The organism is Epilithonimonas bovis DSM 19482 (assembly GCF_900108115.1).
GTDB lineage: Bacteria > Bacteroidota > Bacteroidia > Flavobacteriales > Weeksellaceae > Epilithonimonas > Epilithonimonas bovis.
The window spans coordinates 72,099-92,304 of sequence record NZ_FTPU01000010.1 but is presented as its reverse complement, the minus strand read 5'-3'; the positions used below and the strand labels follow the sequence as shown (position 1 = coordinate 92,304).

The window sequence follows — 20,206 nt, the reverse complement described above, 5'->3', positions numbered from 1 at the left end:
TTTATTGTTTAAAATTATAATTTGGTTTATTTTCTTTTATTGAGTTCGTTAGCAATTTTAAGAATATCTGTCATTACTTCTTTGAAAACTGCAAATTTTTCCGGCGCAATATTTTCCAACACTTTTTTGTTGAAATTAAGGACAACTTCTTTGGATAAGTTTCTGGAATTGATACCTTTATCGGTCAGTTTTATAATGACTTCCCGCTTGTCGGTTGTTGTTTTTTCTTTATAGATATAGCCATTATCTTCCAGAAGTTTGATAATTCTGGTCAAAGAAGTGGGTTCAATCGCCATTTTTGGGCCAAGATTGGTGCTTCTTGTTCCTTCTTTTGGGTCGATCTTAAGCAATGTGAGTGCCTGGACAGCTGTGGAATTGTACAAAGACGCCTGCTCAGAATACATCTTAGAAACTGCAATCCAGGCCGACTTGAGCATGAGATCTACTGTTTCAACTTTTTCAGAATTTTTCTTTTCCATAATCATATCTTGATGTGCCTTTTACAAATATAAAAAAAATACTATGCATGCATAGTATTTTTGTTTTAACTTATTTAATGTGTTGATTAATAGTGTTTTAAATGTTATGCAAAACCTATTATTTTATTAGCTTAAAAACTGTATTTAATTAATATCCCTTGTATCCAAAAGCTTTTCCAAAGCCTGTTTAATTTCTTGGAAAGTATGATAATTGTCATAAAATTTATCCGAATTCAAGTCCCAAAAATCGTTTTTAAACGTCAATTTAAATTTTCGCAAATCTTTATCAAAATTTTTCTGAAGGTAAGAAAACATCATTTCCTTTTCCAGTTCGGGGGCATCAATCATTGGGGGAAAAAAAGATTGATTAAAGTTTAAAATTGTTGGTTGGCTCAATTCCGGATGACTGAGAATCACTTCCTCTGCAATCCCGCTGATGAGTTTTTGATCTTTTATCCACCATATTTTATCAGCGAATTCTTTTGCCAGACGCCAGTCGTGAGAAGAGAAAAGAATCAATTTGTTTTCATTTTTTGCCAGATTTCTGAGCAGGGACAGAATCATGAGCTTGTTTTCTTCATCCAGATGCGTTGTGGGTTCGTCCAGGATAATAAAAGGGGAATTCTGAGCCAAAGCGCGTCCAATAAAGGCTTTTTGAAGATTGCCGTCGGATAGTTCGGTCAGTTTTTTATTTTCAAATTCTGACAAATTGAGTTTTCTGAGGATTTCGGTGATCTCTTTTTTATCAGCTTCATTGAGTTGAAAATAATAAGGGTAATGGATGTATTTGCCGAGCGAAATCAAATCCGTAACGGTATAGTTATCAGGTATTTCTGCTTTGGAAAAGACAATGGCTATTTGTTGTGCAATTTGGTTTTCATCTAACTCCTGAATTGCTTTTCCGTTGATGAGAATTTCGCCATTCAGCAATTTGTTTTGTCCAAGAATTGATTTGATGAGCGTTGTTTTACCAATGCCGTTATTGCCTATCAGCAGGCCAACTTCTCCCAGTTCCAAAGATGAATCAATCCCAGAAACCAAAGGATTGGAATAACCGATTGTCAATTGTTTTATTTCTAAGAACTTGCTCATTTTTTCTTATATAACCTTCTTTTTCATCAACATCAATAATATCACAGGAATCCCGAAAAAGGTTGTAATAATATTAATAGGGAATTGGCTCAATTCTGAAATAATCGAGAAAACTTCCATAATCAAAATTCCTAAAACCATATTCAGAATCCATTGATGCCACAGCTGCGCCGGATTCCAGATCATTCTGCAAAAATGTGGTACAACAACACCAATAAATAAAATAGGGCCGAGAAACGCCGTAACCGAAGCGGAAAGCAGCGAGGAAGCAACAATAATGCTGATTTTCAGTTTGGGTTGGCTGATGCCGAAACTTTGTGCATAAGCCGATCCCAAAGCATTGCCAATCAAAGGTTTTATGGATCTAAAAGTGAAAATCAATCCGATAAGAATTAAAATGGTAAGGATCGAAATCTGAATCAGGTTGGTCTGATTGTTTGATCCAAAAGTCCAGAGAATGTAATTTTTTAGGCTCTGACTTTCCACATAAAACTGAAGAAATGAAACAATAGCACCAGCTAAAGCTGAAATCAAAAACCCGAAAATGATGATGAAGCTTTTATCCCGGAAACGATTGGAAAACAGCAGTAAAACCATCATCAATACAATGCTTCCCAGTATTGATGATAGACTGATGAAACTATTTTGCAAAAAATCCGGGATCACCATATTCTGTGAAAAGAAAATATAAAATGCGACAAATAAGCTGGAAACCGATGTGATTCCCAAAACGTCCGGACCGGCCAAAGGATTTTTGAAATATTCCTGCAAAAGAAATCCGCTTGTTGGGATGGCAATCCCTGCCAAAAGCATTGCCAAAGCCCGGTTGATCCTGAATCCCGCAATCTGGAAATTTTGAGTTCCTGAACTGAAAAAATCAGAAAAAGTGAGTTTTGCAAAACCTATATTGAGATTGATGAAAAAGGCAATAATCGCCAGGACGATTATCAAAATTACCAAAACAGGAAAGCGTTTCATCAATAAATTGGTTTTATTTTAAAAACTTTTTGAGTTTAAGTTCTAGGTTTTGTTCGCTCATAGAACCAATAGTTTCGTCAGATTGATCACCTTTTCTGATCAATGTAAACGGAATAGATTCCCCATTCCAGGATTTAAAATTGTTTTTGAAGAAATCAGGTTTCAGTAATGTGCCATCCAGCAAGATCACATTTTTGCGGATATTATATTCATCGGCAAAATCGCTGACATCAGTTGCCCAATCTGTTTTATTGTCCAGGCTTACAAACGTAAATTTTACAGGCTGATTGGCCAGTTCGTCCATCTTTTTCCTAAAATGTGGAATCTCCTGCATACATGGCCCGCACCAGGTTGCGAAAAAATTCGTTACATAAAGTGTGTCGGAATGATTGGATTTCAAAACGTCGGTAATTTTTTCGGGAGAAAGTTCTTTCAGCTCAGCAACATCAGCTTCAGATTTAGTTGTTTCCGCTTTTATCGAGTCTTCTTTTGCTTCAGTTTCAGCCACTTTTTCGTCATTTTTTTTACACGCTAACAGGCTGATGGCGAGAGAAGAATATAGTAATATTTTTTTCATTTTTTTTAATAATAGTTAAAATACAATTTGGCTCAACTCAGCGTGACCTTGCAAAAACCAATTATAATTTTTAAGCGTTATCAGTCTGAGAGGAGTCGAAGACTATGAATGGTTGAGCAAGATTGAGATAATTTATAAAACTAATTTAGATTTTTTCTTTTATTAAATTTCATTAAATTTGATTCTTGATAATGGAGAATCAATTAACAATCGCGAATCAGCCTCAGTTTCACAGGCTAAAAATAGCTAAAAAAAAGCAACTGACCAAAAATGCTTTTGCACTGGAGCTGGAGGTTCCTGATGAACTGAAACCGCGGTACAGCTATCGGGCCGGGCAATATGTAACGCTTAAATATCCGTTTTTTGAGAAAGAAATCCAGAATGATTATTCTTTTACTTCGGCACCATTTGAAAAAAACCTAAGTCTTGCTATCAAAATAAATGGAGAAAACAGTTCCACTCAATTTCTTTTCAACAATTATAAAGAGGGAGACGAGATCTCTGTCAGCGAACCGGCTGGTCGGTTTTTCCTGCCTTACAAGCCCAATGAAAAACGTACCGTCCTTGCTTTTGCTTCGGGAATTGGGATTACTCCGATCATCAGCCATATCAAAAATATTCTGCAGGAAGAAGGGCTTACGAGGATCTTCCTCTTCTACGGGAATAAAAGCTATGAGGATATTATCCTGAGAGATGAGCTGGAAGATTTGCAGAAAAAAGCGCATGGCAGATTATCTGTCTATTATTTTCTGTCTCAGGAAAAGGTGAAAGACCAATTATTCCAGGGGAGATTAGATGAGAAAAAGATCTCTTTGATTATTAATCAAATCCTTCATCTGGATGAGGATGATGAAGAGTCTACGATCTGGGACAGCACTGATAAAGTCCTGATTTGTGGTCCCGGCGCTATGATAAAATCGGTTGCCAATGCTTGCTACAACCATGGTATTCCTAAAAAAAATATTCATTTCGAATTGTTCCAGGCTTTCAACGAGGATATTTACCCTACCGAAAAAGAGTTTCCGCTCATTGAGAATGTAAATGTTACGATCCAGTTCAATCATATTGTAAAAGAAGGGATTATTCTCAAAAATAATGAGCGCAAACTTCTTCAGCAATTGCTGGATTTGGGTTATAAACTGCCTTACTCCTGCAAATCCGGGATCTGCGGAAGTTGTCTTTGCTACCTGAAAAAAGGTGAAGTGGTAATGACAGAAGATGAATATCTGACGGAAAAAGAAAAACAACAGGGAAAAATTTTGCCTTGTGTTTCCATTGCAATGAGCAAAGATGTATCTTTAGATTTTGATTTGTATTAATTATGATAAAGGCACTTGTCAATATTTTCAGAATAGCTTTCCGGCTGGTAGAACTAGCCGTTTTGCTGATGGTATTAGCCAACTTCTGGGTAGTTGCGTTGACAAGTGGCAGGACTTATACCAAGATCAGCAAAGTGCCGCCACGTGACTGTGCGCTGGTATTGGGGACTTCTCCCAAAATGCGTTCCGGGATTGCCAATCCTTATTTTACAGCCCGTATGGATGCAGTGGGAACCTTATACCACCATGGTAAAATCAAAAAAATTATCGTGAGTGGCGAGAAAAGCGAAAATTACGATGAGCCGGCCGCTATGAAAAAATTTTTGGTGTATAACGAGGGCGTTCCTGAGGATATCATCATCCAGGATCCTAAAGGTTTTAACACCCATAAAAGTATTTTGCGATGCAAAAATATCTATAAGCAGAAAAATGTGATAATTGTTTCACAGGGTTTCCATAATCTGCGTGCGTTATTTTTTGCAAGAAATAATGGTATGAATGCGCTTGGCTTTGATGCTCAGGATGTCAGCAAAAATGAGAGCTTTTACAGGAATCATACCCGAGAATTTTTTGCCAGAGTTCTGGCTGTTTTCTATTACGTTTTAGGAATTTCGCCAGAGGAGTAGACCTTAATTTGTTGTTCCCTGAAAAACCGCATTTTATCTTGGCAGATTCTTTGTAATTAATTACAAATATAAATACCAAGCAATGAAAAATTCAGTTACAATAGTTGTTGCCTTAGTCACTCTGAGCATGATTTCATGTTGAGCTACAAGCGACAATTACAGATATCAGAACAGTGGCAGTTACAGGAATAATGATCCATATTACCAAGGTTTTTCTGATGGTTACAGGGCAGGTTATTACCAATCTCCTGATGGTTATTGGTATGCGCCCAATGTTATCTATCTTGATAATAATGGCAGCTATTATAGAAACGGCAGAACTTACAATTCCAGAAACAGTCGAGATAATGTCATTATTTCCCCAAAAAGGAACTCCATGCACAATCAAACTGTACGGCCGCAATCTAGGGTGAGAACAGATCCCAATACTAATTACCGCTCTCAATCTAACGGCAGAGTACAACAAAATACTGTCAGGCAGCCTGCACGAGATAATCAGAATAATGTGCGCGTTCAGCCACAGAGATCTCAGCCTCAGGTACAACAACAACAACAACAACAACAACAACAACAACAACAACAACAACAACCTGCTCAGCAACAGCAGGAAAATAGGAGCAGCAGTAACGAAAGTCTGAGAAGGCAATAATATCATATAAAAAAGAGAGCAAAATTGACGGGATTCCAATTATTTTGCTCTCTTTTTTTATTATTACCTGATAAGGATGTTATCCGATCTCGATACCGTTTTCTACATTGCTGTCGTCCGGCGTTACAAACGACAGTTTACCATCCGGTTTGGTTGTCAGCAGGAACATACCCTGGGATTCTATGCCACGGATTTTTCTCGGTGCTAGATTCAGTAAAATCATCACCTGTTTCCCAATCAGTTCATCTGGTGAAAAACTCTCTGCCACACCCGAAACAACGGTTCTGATATCCACGCCTGTATCTACTTTGAATTTAAGGAGTTTATCTGCTTTTTCTACTTTCTCTGCTTCCAGAATGGTGGCTGTTCTCAAATCAATTTTAGCAAAATCATCAAAGTTGATCTGTTCTTTCATAGGTTGGGCGTTAGGATTGGTTTTTTTATTATTCTCTTTGGTTTTTTCTAATTTCTGGATTTGAGCCTCGATCACATCATCTTCTATTTTGGAGAAAAGAAGTGATGCTGCATTGATCTGATGGCCGGCTTCAATTAAAACCGAATTGCTTTCTACAACACTCCAGTCAGATTTTTGAACATTAAACATCTTCAATAATTTCTCTGAACTGAAAGGCATAAAAGGCTCACACAACTGTGCCAGTGCCACGGCAATCTGAGCACCAACAAATAAAGACTGAGCGGCTTTTTCCGGTTGATCTTTGATGGTTTTCCATGGTTCTTCCGTCTGAAGAAATTGGTTCCCGAACCTTGCCAGGTTCATCAGAGCTGTTAATGAGTTCCTGAATTCGTAATTTTCCAGATAGGCCGCAATTTCTTTAGCCGTTTTATTGATTTCTTTAAGTTCCGGTGTAGTCACGTCACCATGAGGCAACACGCCGTCATAATATTTATGAATCAAAACCGCTACACGGTTGATAAAATTCCCAAAAATCCCAACCAATTCTGAATTGTTCTTGGTCTGGAAATCCTTCCATGTAAAGTTGTTATCTTTGGTTTCCGGAGCTGAAGAAAGCAGTGCATAGCGCAATACATCCTGCTGACCGGGAAAATCCTCTACATACTCGTGGGCCCAAACGGCCCAGTTTCTGGAGGTAGAGATTTTATCATTTTCAAGATTCAGGAATTCAAACGCAGGTACATTTTTTGGCAAGATATAATCTCCGTGCGCTTTTAGCATACTTGGGAAAATAATACAGTGAAAAACAATATTGTCTTTACCGATGAAGTGTACCAGATCACTGTCTGTGCTTTGCCAGTAATCTTTCCAGTTTTTACCGTTTTTCTCAGCCCATTCTTTGGTGAAAGATATATAACCGATTGGTGCATCAAACCAAACATAAAGAACCTTACCTTCAGCATTAGGCAAAGGTACCGGCACGCCCCAGTTGAGATCTCTGGTCATGGCACGCGGCTTGAGGCCATCATTGAGCCAGGATTTTACTTGTCCGTAGACGTTCGGTTTCCAATCGTCTTTATGACCTTCAATAATCCATTCGTTTAGGAAATCTTCATATTCGTTCAAAGGAAGATACCAGTTTTTGGTTTCCTTTAGAACAGGAACATTACCGCTCAACATCGATTTTGGATTGATTAGCTCCGATGGAGAAAGGGTAGAACCACATTTTTCACATTGGTCACCGTAAGCATTTTCGTTACCGCAATTCGGGCAAGTTCCCACGATGTATCTGTCTGCCAAAAATTCATTGGCTTGTTCGTCAAAATATTGTTCAGAAACTTCTTCCGTGAATTTCCCTTTTTCATAAAGCACCTTAAAGAAATCCTGACTGGTTTCGTAATGATTTTTGGATGTGGTTCTGGAGTATTCATCAAACGAAATTCCCAAGTCCGAAAAGGATTTTTTGATAATGCCATGGTATTTGTCCACGATATCCTGTGGTGTAACACCTTCTTTTTTTGCTCTTATAGTGATTGGGATACCATGTTCATCAGACCCGCATATAAAAGCGACATCTTTACCTAATCTTCTCTGAAATCTTGCATAGACATCTGCCGGGATATAAACACCCGCCAAATGCCCTATATGAACCGGCCCGTTTGCATAAGGCAAAGCCGCCGTTATCATCTTTCTGTTTGACATTTTGTTTGAATAATTTGAGTTGCAAAATTACGATTTTAGTTTGAAAGATTTTATATTATTAATTTAATTGCAATTGGGTTAATATGTTAAGATTTTAATAATAATAAGATATCCGTTTGTTTACCTAAACTTCATTTTTTGTTAATATAGCATTCATTTTGGTTAATTTAGTACAAGAAATAGTTAAACAATTGCTTAAAAAAATGTTAAAATTTAAAAAATAGTTAAAAACATATTTGTTAATTAAATAATTGGCTATCAATTAATTATATGTATTATATTGAGTTTTAATGGGTCACAATAAGGCTGAAAACCTGATTTTTTAAGATATTTTATGATGGTATTGTTTTTTTTTTAAATTAGCAATCAGGATAAGGATACAATAAACCTTACGCTTTTAATTTATACAAACCTTAAAAATTTATTTTTTGTGAGAAACTATAATGTACTGAAAATTGCTCCTGCATTTTTGTTGTTCGGATCAATGCTGCATGCACAACAAAATGATTCGGTGAAACAGGAAACCGCAATCGAACAGGTTGTGCTGATTGGTTACGGTAAGCAGAAGAAAACCGATGTAACCGGTTCTATCACTTCTGTTACTGCAAAAGATTTCAATAGTGGTGCAACTTCACCCGCCCAGTTGATCCAAGGTAAAACGCCTGGTGTACAGATTACAAATAACAGTGGTGCACCCGGAGCGGGTAGTTCTATCCGGGTAAGAGGTATCTCTTCTTTAACGGGGAACAATTCCCCTTTAATCGTAATTGACGGAGTTCCTCAGGATTTTAATGGAGTCTCCGGAGCTTCTGATCCGTTATCACTCATCAACCCAAATGATATTCAGAGTTTTGATATCCTGAAAGATGCTTCCGCTGCTGCTATCTATGGTAATAGGGCTTCTAACGGTGTTATTTTGATTACAACTAAGCAGGGTTCCGCCGGGAAATTGAAAATTGGGTTTTCGACATTGGCATCGATCTCTACAAAGATGGGAAATGTAGATGTTTTAAGTGCAGATGAATTCAGGAGTTTTGTTCTAAATTCTAATGCTCCTCAATCCTACAAAAATAAATTAGGAACGGCTAGTACCAACTGGCAGGATCAAATTTATCAAAAAGCATGGGGAACAGATAACAATATTTCTCTATCAGGAGGTATAAAAGGTTTGCCATACAGATTGTCATTGGGATACAATGAACAGAATGGTATCGTAAAAACCAACAATTTTAGAAGAACTTCACTAGGCTTAAACTTGAATCCAAAATTTTTTGATAACCACCTGACGGTAAATATCAATGGTAAAGGAACTTTTACAGACAATAGGTTCCCTGCAGAAGGTGTTATCGGTAGTGCAACTTATTTTGACCCTACGCAGCCAATCTATTCCGGCAATTCAAACTTAGGTGGTTATTACGAATGGCTAACTGCTGATCCTTCCAATCCTATTAATGTTAACGCTACGGCTAACCCGCTGGGTATGTTAGCTGCAACCAGAGATGTATCATCAATCTGGAGAGGTTTAGGTAATGTGCAGTTAGATTATAAATTCCATTTCTTGCCAGATTTGCACTTTAATGTCAATGCGGGTATAGATTATACCAAAAGTGAAGGTGCAAAGACTGTGAGTGGTGCTTATAAAATTGGTTATAATGACAAAGGTACCTACAGGGAATATTCTCAGGAGAGAAAGAATAAACTGTTGGAAACGTACCTGAACTATGTTAAAACTATTGATGCAATAAATACCAATGTTGATTTGGTTGCAGGTTATTCTTATCAGGCATTCCAAAATTATGTGCCGTTTGCACCAACTTTTAACGGTAATAATATACAACCAGTGCAGGGCAATGATGTAAAAACAAAGCGTGTACTACTATCTTTTTATGGTAGGGCAATATTTACCATTGCTAATAAATATATCATTTCCGGATCATTAAGAAGAGATGGATCATCCAGATTTTGGGATGGAGTGAACAAAAGTGATTTGTGGGGTGTTTTCCCAGGGGTTTCTGTGGCTTGGAAAATTAATGAAGAAAATTTCCTAAAAGACTCAGGATTTTCAAATCTAAAATTAAGAGGAGGTTGGGGTAAAACCGGTAATCAAGAGATAACACAGGATAAACCTTATCCAGCTTTTGCTTCATACAATCCTAGTAATACAGGGGCATCTTACCAGTTTGGCAGCTCTTATTACTTTATGTACCGTGCTGATATTTATAACCCCTACTTAAAGTGGGAAACCACCATTACCAAAAATATAGGATTGGATTTTGGGTTCTTAAAAAACAGGGTTTCCGGGTCTGTTGAGATTTATCAAAAAAATACTAATGATTTGATATTGGATAGTGCTATTCCTGCGGGAGATCTCAGTAATCATAATATCCTGAATGTGGGTAATATGGAAACCAAGGGAATCGAGGGTAATATTACGTTTGTCCCTGTAAAAAATGAAAATACAACATGGGAATTCTCCTTTAATGCAACGCATTATAATTCAAAAATTACTAAGTTGATTGATAATGCAGATGCCAGTTTTAATATTCCTGTAACCAATCCTGGTATTGCCGGAGGTGTAGGTAACACAATTCAAGCCCATTATGTTGGTGGACAACCTTACTCATACTATGTTTATCAACAAGTTTATGACAATGCTGGCAAACCATTGGACGGTGTTTATGTAGATAGGAATGGGGATGGTGTAGTTAATGCAAAAGATATGTATTTCTACAAATCTACACAGCCAGATGTTATTTTAGGATTCAATACCAAATTCAATTACAAAGCTTGGGATCTAGGATTAAGTGCAAGGGCTATTATAGGAAATTATGTTTATAATAATGCAGCATCCAACAGTTCACTTCAATCCGCGGCTACCAATGATTATCTTCAAAACATATACAGTTCTGCTATAGATTACAAATTTGCAACGCCAAGGTTATTTTCAGACCTATTTGTAGAAAATGCTTCTTTTCTGAGATTAGACAATGTTAACCTGGGGTACAATTTCAAAGACATTTTTTCACCGGGATCCAGCCTTAGAGTTTATGGGATGGCACAAAATGTTTTTGTTATTACAAAATATTCGGGCGTAGATCCAGAGGTTTTCAATGGGATTGATAATGGTTATTATCAGATGCCAAGAATTTATTCACTAGGACTTAACTTTCAATTCTAAAAACAATGAAATACAGTAAATATAAAACAATAACAATAGCAGCGGTCATTTTTGGAACGTTTGCAACCACATCTTGTGTTAATGATCTGGAACAGGTTCCAATTACGGATGTAACTTCGATAAGTGTTTTTTCGGATTTTGCTAATTATCCCAATGCACTAGCTAAATTATATGGAGGTCTTGCACATGGTGGCCAAGAAGGCGGTGGCGGAAATCCTGATATCAATGGGATAGATGGTAACTTCTCCCAATATACCAGACAACTTTTTACATTGCAGAGTTTGCCAACGGATGAAGCTGTAATTGCCTGGAATGATGGCAATCTGCAAACCCTTCATAAAATGACATGGGATTCTCAGAATGAATTTGTGGGGGCTATGTACTATAGGATTTACACAGAAATAGCTTTCTGTAACGAATTTTTGAGAAATACTACTGATGAAAAACTGGCTGGTAACAATATCACAGGTGCTAATTTGACAGAAGCCAAATACATGAGAGCAGAAGCCAGATTTCTAAGAGCATTGGCCTATTATGATGCGTTAGACCTTTTTGGCAACGTTCCTTTTGTAAAAGAGGATTATTTACCAGGCTCTGTAACACCACCTGAAAGGATTGCCCGCCCTGATCTTTTTAAATTTGTGGAGGCAGAACTTTTGGCATGTTCTACAGATCTTAAGGATGCCAGGACCAACGAATATGCAAGAGCAGACAAAGCTGCTGCGTGGGTTTTGTTGGCAAGGCTTTATCTTAATGCAGAAGTCTATACCGGTACAGAGAGGTACAAAGATGTAATAACTTATTGCGATAAAGTAACTTCATCCGGCTACTCATTAAAGACTAAATATGCAGATCTCTTTTTAGCGGATAACGACCAAAATAATCCGGAAGTGATTTTTCCGGTTGCTTTCGATGGGCTTAGGATTCAGACTTACGGGGGAACAACATATCTCGTACATGCGGCTGTAGGCGGATCTATGAAAGCGGACGACTTTGGAATCAATGGTGGATGGGGTGGACTCAGAACAACAAAAGCCTATGTATCCCTTTTCCCTTCAACAGATACAAGAGGTAATTTTTACAAAGACGGCCAAAATCTTGAAATTAATGATCTGGGCTCCTTCACAGATGGTTATGGTTACATTAAGTATAAAAATATTACAAGTGCCGGAACAAAAGGCAAAGACGCTGCCGGTAACTTTGTAGATGCAGATATCCCATTACTTAGACTGGCTGATGTTTATCTTATGTATGCAGAAGCTTATACCAGAGGTGGTGGTGGTGATGGTGCAAAAGCCCTTACTTACGTCAATGCTCTGCGACAAAGAGGAGGAGCACCTGCAGTTAGCAGTATAAACAGTGATTTTATTCTTGATGAAAGAGGCCGGGAAATGGGTTGGGAAATGACAAGAAGAACTGATCTTATCAGGTACAAAAAATTTACTACCTCAGCCTATCTTTGGCCATGGAAAGGTGGTGTAAAAGACGGCGCTGCAGTGGCTGATTACAGAAATCTTTATCCAATCCCTGCGAAAGATATTATTGCAAACCGTAACCTTATCCAGAACTCTGGGTATTAATTAAATCGATAAACAATGAAAAACATATTTAAAATTTTAACAGTTGCCTTAGTAGCTTTTTTAATCGTTTCGTGTGATAAAGATGAGGATCAGGCAATTCTTAATCAAAAAACTGCTGCCAGTCTGGCATCCGACAAAACAAGTATTGTTTTGGATGAGGTGATTGCTAACCAGGCTGCTATTAATTTTACGTGGTCAAAGCCTTCATTTGATATTGTAATTGTACCAATACAAGTTTTGGAGTTTGGGATCAAAGGGGATAATTTTAAGAACAGCCAATCTCTGGATGCAAGTGCCGATTTAACAAAATTACCGGTTACTCATTCTGCATTCAATGCAATTATGTACAGTTTGGGTGCCAAGCCGGATGTTATCAACCAGATAGAAGTACGTTTGAAAACCTCTGTAGGATCTAGTGTTTTCTATTCTAATGTTTTGACAATTACAGTAACACCATACACTCCTAATCCGGATTTGGTTTATCCAAAAATCAATGTTCCCGGAGGTTATGCAGGTGCTGCAGGTTATGAAGATTGGAAACCATCCAACTCTCCTAATTTGTTCTCTCCTGGTAAAGATGATAAATACAGAGGTTTTATTTATGTAACAACAGCCGACAGTGAGTTTAAATTTACCATTAATGAAGATTGGCCAGGAAATAAAGGGGATGATGGGACAAAATCTGGAAAACTGGTTGTAGATGGTGCCAATATCACAGCGTCGTCAGTTGGGACATATTATTTAAAAGTTGATTGGGCTGCTAATACGTATAGTGCTGTTTTAGCCAACTTCGGTGTTATTGGTGATGCTACACCAACGGGGTGGAACTCAGATACAGATTTTGTTTACAATCCTGCTACAAAGACGTATGTCATCAGTTCTATTGCTTTGAACAGTGGCGGTGTTTTCAAATTTAGAGCCAATGATGGATGGGATATCAAGTTTCAGCCGGCAGCTGCGGATCAGACGTTAACTTCTGGGACAAGTGTCGTGACATATCTAAGTTCAGAAGGCACTGTTACCGGAGACTCTAGCTATAAAGTAGATGTTACTGGTAATTATAAAATTGAGTTAGATCTCCATAACTCGGCTAACTATAAACTAACCGTTACCAAACTATAAAATCAAATCATATTTCAGAAAAAAGTGTTGCCCACCAGCAGCACTTTTTTTATCTTGTAAACCAATATAAACCTTATAAAAAATGACGTTGTTTAATTCTTTTTTAGAAAATCAAAACTGTCATTAGACCTTAAAAAATTTATAAAAAATGAAAAAATTCACCATTGGAGCAGTCTTGCTCACTTTGATGTTTAATCAATTCTCTGCGCAATCTCTAAAATCTCCGGACGGAAAATTCGAGATGAATTTCCAACTGAAATCGGGTATTCCTTTTTATAATCTGAAATACAACGGCGCTGTTGTAGTAGAAGATTCTAAATTAGGATTGAGATTGCTAAAAGATGGCGATATTCAGTTTGCGTCAGAAGTTGAAAATAAAAATAACCAAGGTAAAAATCTTAATTCAGGATTTGTGAAGACTGCGGAAAAATTCGATTCTAAAAACGAAACTTGGCAACCTGTTCTTGGCGAGAAGAAAAACTATATCAATAATTATAATGAGCTGGCTGTTACGCTTAATCAGCCTGAAAATGACAGAAGCATCGTCATCAAATTCAGATTATTCAATGATGGTTTAGGTTTTAGATACGAATTTCCTCAACAAAAAAATCTCAACTATTTCATTATCAAGGAGGAGGACTCAGAAATTGATTTGCCTTGGGATATGAAGGCGTGGTGGTTAGCGGGGGATTATGACACCGAAGAGTACCAGACACAAACTTCCAAATTATCGGAAATCCCTGCAAAATGGCCTACTTCGTTTGAGGGAAATGCTTCTCAGAATTTAGTAAAAAATGGGGTTCAGATTCCATTGATGATGAAAAAAGAAGGTGCAAGTCCGCTTTACATCAACCTTGGAGAAGCAGCAGTAATTAATTATCCTGCGGCCAATCTGGAATTGGATGCAGATAATTTTAAATTCAAAACCCATCTTACACCCGATGCACAAGGTGCTAAAGGTTATATGCAAACACCTTCTACTACACCTTGGAGAACCATCATCGTTTCTCCGAAAGCTGAAGTAGTTTTGGATTCTAAAATGTTGTTTAACCTTAATGAACCTACAAAATATACCGACACTTCTTATATTCACCCTACAAAATATATGGGCGTTTGGTGGGAGATGATCATCGGAAAATCACAATGGGCATATTCTACAGCCAATAATGTGCACATTGGCGAAACCGATTTTACAAAATTGACACCGAATGGAAAACACGCTGCGAATAACACCAAAGTTAAAGAATATATTGATTTTGCTTCTGCAAATGGTTTCCAAGGATTATTGATTGAAGGCTGGAATGTGGGCTGGGAAGATTGGTTCGGGCATTCTAAAGAATTTGTATTTGATTTCATCACACCCTATCCGGACTTTGATATCAAAATGCTGAATGATTATGCCCATTCAAAAGGTATAAAACTAATTATGCACCACGAGACTTCTGGTTCTGCTACCAATTATGAGAGATGGGCAGACAAGGCATTCAAGCTGATGAATGATTACGGATACGATGCCGTGAAGACCGGATACGTAGGGAACATCATCCCAAGAGGTGAGCACCATTACAGCCAGTGGACAATCAACCATTACCGTAGAATAATAGAAAAAGCAAACGAATATAAAATTATGGTGAATTCCCACGAGTCAGTAAGACCAACCGGGGAAAGCAGGACCTATCCAAACTGGATTGCTGCGGAAGCGGCGCGTGGAACAGAGTTCGAGGCTTTTGGCGGTAACAATCCGGATCACCAGACTATTTTACCTTTCACAAGATGGATGGGTGGACCAATGGATTACACCCCAGGCATTTTCCAAACAAAGTTTGATTACTATTTCCCAGGTGATAAACGCTATGTAAAAACCACGCTAGCTAAGCAGCTAGGATTATATGTGGTAATGTATCAGCCATTACAGATGGCAGCAGATTTGCCGGAGAATTACGCCAAACATATGGATGCCTTCCAGTTTATCAAAGATGTAGCGGCAGATTGGGACGACACCAAGATTCTTACTGCTGAACCGGGAGATTACATTCATACCGCAAGAAAAGCTAAAGGTACAGATAACTGGTTTGTAGGTGGGATTACCGATGAAAATCCAAGAGATTTCACAGTAGATTTCTCATTCTTGGACAAAGGTAAAAAGTATGAAGCAACTATCTACGAAGACGGGAAAGATGCAGATTACATCAACAATCCACAGAGCTATCATATTTACAAAAAGACAATTACTAGCAAAACAAAATTGCCAGTTCATTTGGTAAGAAGTGGTGGTTATGCTATTTCTGTGAAACCAATAAAATAAAAAATCTCCCCTGACGCGAAGGGAGATTTTCGAACTTTTTCAGAAAACTTGTTCGTTAATTGTTTAGGAGCTTAATCCCGCTATCCGCTATATCTCTTCCTTTTTTTTAAAAAAAAGAAAGAGGATGCCGCTACTATCGGGGCTATGGGTCTCTACATTAATAAAAACTTTGTCAACCAAAGATTCGGCGCAGCCAAAGTTTAAACTGTTGACAAAGTTTTTCAAAAATTCAATACTATGAAAAAAATATTCACGATTTCTTCCATCATATTTTCTTCTATTTTCTATTCTCAAGTACAGAAAGTAGAACCGGCATTTTGGTGGAGCGGAATGAAAAATCCTGAACTACAATTATTAGTTTACGGAAAAGATATCCAAAATCTGCAACCAGAGTTCTCAAACGGAATCAAAATCAAAGAAGTTAAAAAAGTAGAAAATCCGAATTACCTTTTCGTAACGATTGATACCAACGGCGTTCAGCCGGGAAAAACAAAACTGAATTTCAAAAACGGAAACAAAACCGTTAAAACCATCGATTACGAATTCAGGCAAAGACAACAGAATTCTGCAAACAGAGATTCTTACACATCTTCGGATGTGATGTATCTGATAATGCCTGATAGATTTGCGAACGGAAATCCAAAAAATGATAACACGCCAGACACAGCCGAAAAAGCCGACCGAACCAAAACCGGAGGACGTCACGGTGGAGACATTGCTGGAATTGTAAAAAATCTGGATTATCTTCAGGATCTGGGCGTTACAGCTATTTGGAACACGCCTTTGCTGGAGGATAATGAACCTTCTTATTCTTACCACGGTTATGCGCAGAGCGATTATTACAAGATAGATCCTCGATACGGGAGCAACGCTGATTACAAAAACCTGGCAGACGAACTTCACAAAAGAAAAATGAAACTCGTGATGGATTATGTGACCAATCATTGGGGTTCAAAAAGCTGGATTATCAAAGATTTGCCTTCGAAAGATTGGATTCATTATTGGGAAGGGCAGGAAAATGGTTTCAAACGAAGTAATTATAAAATGACAACCCAGTTTGATATCAATGCTTCAAAAGTTGATGCTGCAGATTGTATGGATGGCTGGTTTGATACGACAATGCCGGATATGAACCAGAGCAATCCAATGGTTGTGACTTATATGGCGCAAAATGCAATCTGGTGGATAGAATATGCAGGTTTGGACGGTTTCCGTGTGGATACTTATTCTTACAATGACAAAAAAGGCATTGCAGATTGGACAAAAAAAATCACTGACGAATATCCAAAATTCAATATTGTCGGCGAAGTCTGGATGCACGACCAAGCGCAGATGTCTTATTGGCAGAAAGATTCCAAAATTGCAGCGATAGAAGGTTATAATTCTTATCTGCCGTCTGTGATGGATTTTACGCTTCACGATGCTCTTGGTCAGGTTTTCCGTGAAGATTCCGGTTGGGATTCCGGGATGCAGAGGGTTTATGACAATTTTGCTAATGATTTTCTTTATCCTGATATCAATAATATCTTGGTTTTTGCTGAGAATCACGATACAAACAGACTGAATCAAATCTATCCCAAAATAGAAGACTACAAACTGGCAATGAGTTTGATTCTGACCGTTCGTGGAATTCCACAATTGTATTACGGTTCCGAAATCGGAATGACTGGTGACAAAAATAATGGTGGCGATGGCGAGATTCGCAAAGATTTTCCAGGCGGCTGGGCTGGCGATGCCAATAATGCATTTAAAAAATCTGGAAGGACAAAAGAACAAAACGAATATTTTGATTTTACCAAAAAGCTCCTGAACTGGAGAAAAGGAAACGAAGCGATCCACACCGGGAAAACCTTGCATTACATCCCGAATAATAACGTTTATGTTTATTTCCGCTATACAGATGGCAAAAGAGTAATGGTTGTAATTAATAACAATAAAGAAACTCAAAACTTAGATTTGAAGCGTTTTTCTGAGGGAATTAAAAATTATACTTCAGGAACTGATATTATTTCTGATAAAGATTTTGATTTGAAAACAAATTTGTCTGTTGCCGGGAAATCTTCATTAATTTTAGAACTTAAATAAAATTAAAATGAAAAAAATAATTTCCATTTTCCTATTATCTTTTTTAATATTTTCAATTCCAGTTTCTGCTCAGAAAAAAGGCTTCTACGAAGGTGTTCAAAAGAAAAATGTCGGATTGGTTTTGGATAATCTTAATGAATATGCAGCAAAAGCAGATTTCAAAAAGTATTTTGCTTTGTTTGCTGACGAATCTACTTATATCGGAACTGACGCTACAGAAGTTTGGGATAAAAAACAATTTATGGATTATGCAAAACCTCATTTTGATAAAGGACAAGGTTGGAGTTTCAAATCCTTAAAACGAAATATCTATTTCAGCAAAGACGGGACTTATGCCTGGTTTGATGAGATTCTGGATACCCAGATGAAAATCTGCAGAGGTTCCGGCGTTCTCGAAAAAATCGGCGGAAAATGGAAAATCCGGCAGTATGTCCTGTCAGCCACCGTTCCCAATGAAGTGATGAGTGAAGTGATAAAAACAAAATCTCCGATAGAAGATGCTTTAATTTCCGAATTAAAAAATCATTAATACATTTTACATTAATACAACAAGAAATGGCAAAAAAAATAAAACCGAATCTCTCCATGGCTCAGATTATCAATATGAGTATGGGATTTCTCGGAATTCAGATGGCGTTTGGCTTACAGAACGGAAATGCCAGTAGAATTTTGGCAAACCTGGGAGCAGATGTCCACGAACTATCCTGGTTCTGGCTGGTGGCGCCTGTTACAGGATTAATTGTTCAGCCAATCATCGGGCATATGGGAGATAATACTTGGAGTCCGTTAGGAAGAAGAAAACCTTACTTTTTGATTGGCGCAGTGTTGTGCGCAATTGGATTGGTTTTACTACCAAACGCTGCTTCGGTTACTAATCTTATTGCTGCTAATGTATTATTGCTCGCAGTGATTTTCTTGGCAATGATGGATGCTTCTATCAACGTGGCTATGGAACCTTTCCGTGCTTTGGTGGGCGATATGTTACCGAAACATCAGGGAACAATCGGATTTTCCGTACAGACGATTTTGATAGGGATTGGTGCTGTAATCGGTTCTTATCTTCCGGATTGGCTGACCAAATTAGGAATCTCGAATGTTGCGCCAGAAGGATTTGTAGCTGATAACGTTATTTTCTCTTTCTATGTTGGTGCAGGATTTTTGATTCTAACCATTCTTTACACGATTTTCACAACCAAAGAATATTCTCCGGAAGAATTTGCATCATTTGAAGACGGAAAAGAAGTTGCAGAACCGTCCAAATTTTCTGATATATTCAAGGATTTTGCTAACATTCCGACTCAGATGAAGAGATTAGGAATTGTTCAGTTCTTTTCTTGGTTTGCATTGTTTACAATGTGGGTTTTCACAACGAGTGCTTTGGCAACACATCATTTTGGATTGTCTCCGGACGATACACATTCCGAAGCGTTTAATAATGCTGGAGATTTGACAGGAAAATTATTTGGAATGTATAATCTTTGGGCAATTCCGTTTGCATTTTTATTGACTCCGATTGCCAAATTCCTCGGCAAAAAACAGACTCACGCTTTGGCTTTATTATCGGGAGGTTTGGGACTGATCTCGATGTATTTTATAAAAGATACATCGTTGCTTTGGATTTCGATGATAGGATTGGGATTTGCGTGGGCAAGTATTTTGGCAATGCCTTATGCGATGCTAATAGAAGTCATTCCGCAGCGTAAAATGGGCGTTTATATGGGGATTTTCAATTTCTTTATTGTAATTCCTCAAATCATCAACGGGATTTTCGGTGGTCCAATTGTCTCCAATATTTTTGGAAAAATGGCAATCGATTATATTGTTGTCGGTGGAATCTGTATGTTGATTGGTGCTGTTGTAACAATGCTTTTTATCAAATCTGAGGACGAAACACCAAAAGAAATTCAAGAAGAAATACAACAGGTTCATTTTTGATAGTATATTAATTTTCGCTCTACCATTTTTATATAAAGTCCGCCATCAGCGGATTTTTTTGTTTAAAGAATGCTAAACTAAATATTAAAATAGGACATAACATATTTTCATATCACTAAATATTCTTTATTAAAATAATTGCTGGTTATTTTTAATTCTCACAGA

At 37.6% G+C, this 20,206-nt stretch carries 16 protein-coding genes; 10 read left to right on the top strand and 6 right to left on the bottom strand.

Annotated elements, in window-relative coordinates:
• Positions 1-26 precede the first annotated feature (26 nt).
• The 4 genes from B0B05_RS06095 to B0B05_RS06080 form a co-directional block, all read right to left on the bottom strand.
• Entirely contained in the window at positions 27-479 is a 453-nt protein-coding gene (locus B0B05_RS06095) for a MarR family winged helix-turn-helix transcriptional regulator (protein WP_076782768.1), read from the bottom strand.
• A gap of 144 nt (positions 480-623) precedes the next feature.
• Positions 624-1,571, bottom strand: coding sequence for an ABC transporter ATP-binding protein (locus tag B0B05_RS06090; RefSeq protein ID WP_076782740.1), 948 nt, complete (start codon positions 1,569-1,571; stop codon positions 624-626).
• Between the two features lie 6 nt (positions 1,572-1,577).
• Positions 1,578-2,549, bottom strand: coding sequence for a FecCD family ABC transporter permease (locus B0B05_RS06085; RefSeq protein WP_076782736.1), 972 nt, complete (start codon positions 2,547-2,549; stop codon positions 1,578-1,580).
• A gap of 13 nt (positions 2,550-2,562) precedes the next feature.
• On the bottom strand, positions 2,563-3,126 hold the full coding sequence (locus B0B05_RS06080; protein ID WP_076782733.1) for a TlpA family protein disulfide reductase: 564 nt from the start codon (positions 3,124-3,126) through the stop codon (positions 2,563-2,565).
• A gap of 191 nt (positions 3,127-3,317) precedes the next feature.
• Between B0B05_RS06080 and B0B05_RS06075 the strand changes: the two genes are divergently transcribed.
• The 3 genes from B0B05_RS06075 to B0B05_RS06065 all read left to right on the top strand — a co-directional run bounded on the left by B0B05_RS06075 (position 3,318) and on the right by B0B05_RS06065 (position 5,484).
• The gene (locus tag B0B05_RS06075) at positions 3,318-4,445 is read left to right on the top strand and encodes a 2Fe-2S iron-sulfur cluster-binding protein (protein WP_076782731.1); all 1,128 of its coding nucleotides are present in this window, start codon (positions 3,318-3,320) and stop codon (positions 4,443-4,445) included.
• A 68-nt stretch (positions 4,446-4,513) separates the two neighbouring features.
• Positions 4,514-5,071: a SanA/YdcF family protein gene (locus B0B05_RS06070; protein WP_143745957.1), complete on the top strand. Its 558-nt coding sequence runs from the start codon at positions 4,514-4,516 to the stop codon at positions 5,069-5,071.
• A 173-nt stretch (positions 5,072-5,244) separates the two neighbouring features.
• The gene (locus B0B05_RS06065) at positions 5,245-5,484 is read left to right on the top strand and encodes a hypothetical protein (protein ID WP_143745955.1); all 240 of its coding nucleotides are present in this window, start codon (positions 5,245-5,247) and stop codon (positions 5,482-5,484) included.
• A 60-nt stretch (positions 5,485-5,544) separates the two neighbouring features.
• Here the strand turns inward: B0B05_RS06065 and B0B05_RS06060 are convergent, their stop codons facing one another.
• Both B0B05_RS06060 and metG read right to left on the bottom strand, forming a co-directional pair.
• On the bottom strand, positions 5,545-5,742 hold the full coding sequence (locus tag B0B05_RS06060) for a hypothetical protein (protein WP_076782726.1): 198 nt from the start codon (positions 5,740-5,742) through the stop codon (positions 5,545-5,547).
• A gap of 57 nt (positions 5,743-5,799) precedes the next feature.
• Complete coding sequence (metG, locus tag B0B05_RS06055) at positions 5,800-7,836, bottom strand: methionine--tRNA ligase (RefSeq protein WP_076782725.1); 2,037 nt, start codon at positions 7,834-7,836, stop codon at positions 5,800-5,802.
• Between the two features lie 430 nt (positions 7,837-8,266).
• Between metG and B0B05_RS06050 the strand changes: the two genes are divergently transcribed.
• The 7 genes from B0B05_RS06050 (at position 8,267) to B0B05_RS06020 (ending at position 20,041) form a co-directional block, all read left to right on the top strand.
• Entirely contained in the window at positions 8,267-11,014 is a 2,748-nt protein-coding gene (locus B0B05_RS06050; protein ID WP_076782723.1) for a SusC/RagA family TonB-linked outer membrane protein, read from the top strand.
• Positions 11,015-11,019: 5 nt separating this feature from the next.
• A complete protein-coding gene (locus tag B0B05_RS06045; RefSeq protein WP_076782721.1) occupies positions 11,020-12,594 on the top strand; it encodes a RagB/SusD family nutrient uptake outer membrane protein in 1,575 nt (524 codons plus the stop codon).
• 15 nt (positions 12,595-12,609) lie between these two features.
• Positions 12,610-13,716: a SusE domain-containing protein gene (locus tag B0B05_RS06040; RefSeq protein ID WP_076782719.1), complete on the top strand. Its 1,107-nt coding sequence runs from the start codon at positions 12,610-12,612 to the stop codon at positions 13,714-13,716.
• Between the two features lie 148 nt (positions 13,717-13,864).
• Entirely contained in the window at positions 13,865-16,021 is a 2,157-nt protein-coding gene (locus B0B05_RS06035; protein ID WP_076782717.1) for a glycoside hydrolase family 97 protein, read from the top strand.
• 237 nt (positions 16,022-16,258) lie between these two features.
• Positions 16,259-18,106, top strand: coding sequence for a glycoside hydrolase family 13 protein (locus B0B05_RS06030; RefSeq protein WP_076782715.1), 1,848 nt, complete (start codon positions 16,259-16,261; stop codon positions 18,104-18,106).
• Between the two features lie 7 nt (positions 18,107-18,113).
• Positions 18,114-18,635, top strand: a complete 522-nt coding sequence (locus tag B0B05_RS06025) for a nuclear transport factor 2 family protein (RefSeq protein WP_076782713.1) — start codon at positions 18,114-18,116, stop codon at positions 18,633-18,635.
• A 26-nt stretch (positions 18,636-18,661) separates the two neighbouring features.
• Entirely contained in the window at positions 18,662-20,041 is a 1,380-nt protein-coding gene (locus B0B05_RS06020) for an MFS transporter (protein ID WP_076782712.1), read from the top strand.
• The last annotated feature ends 165 nt before the right edge of the window (positions 20,042-20,206 follow it).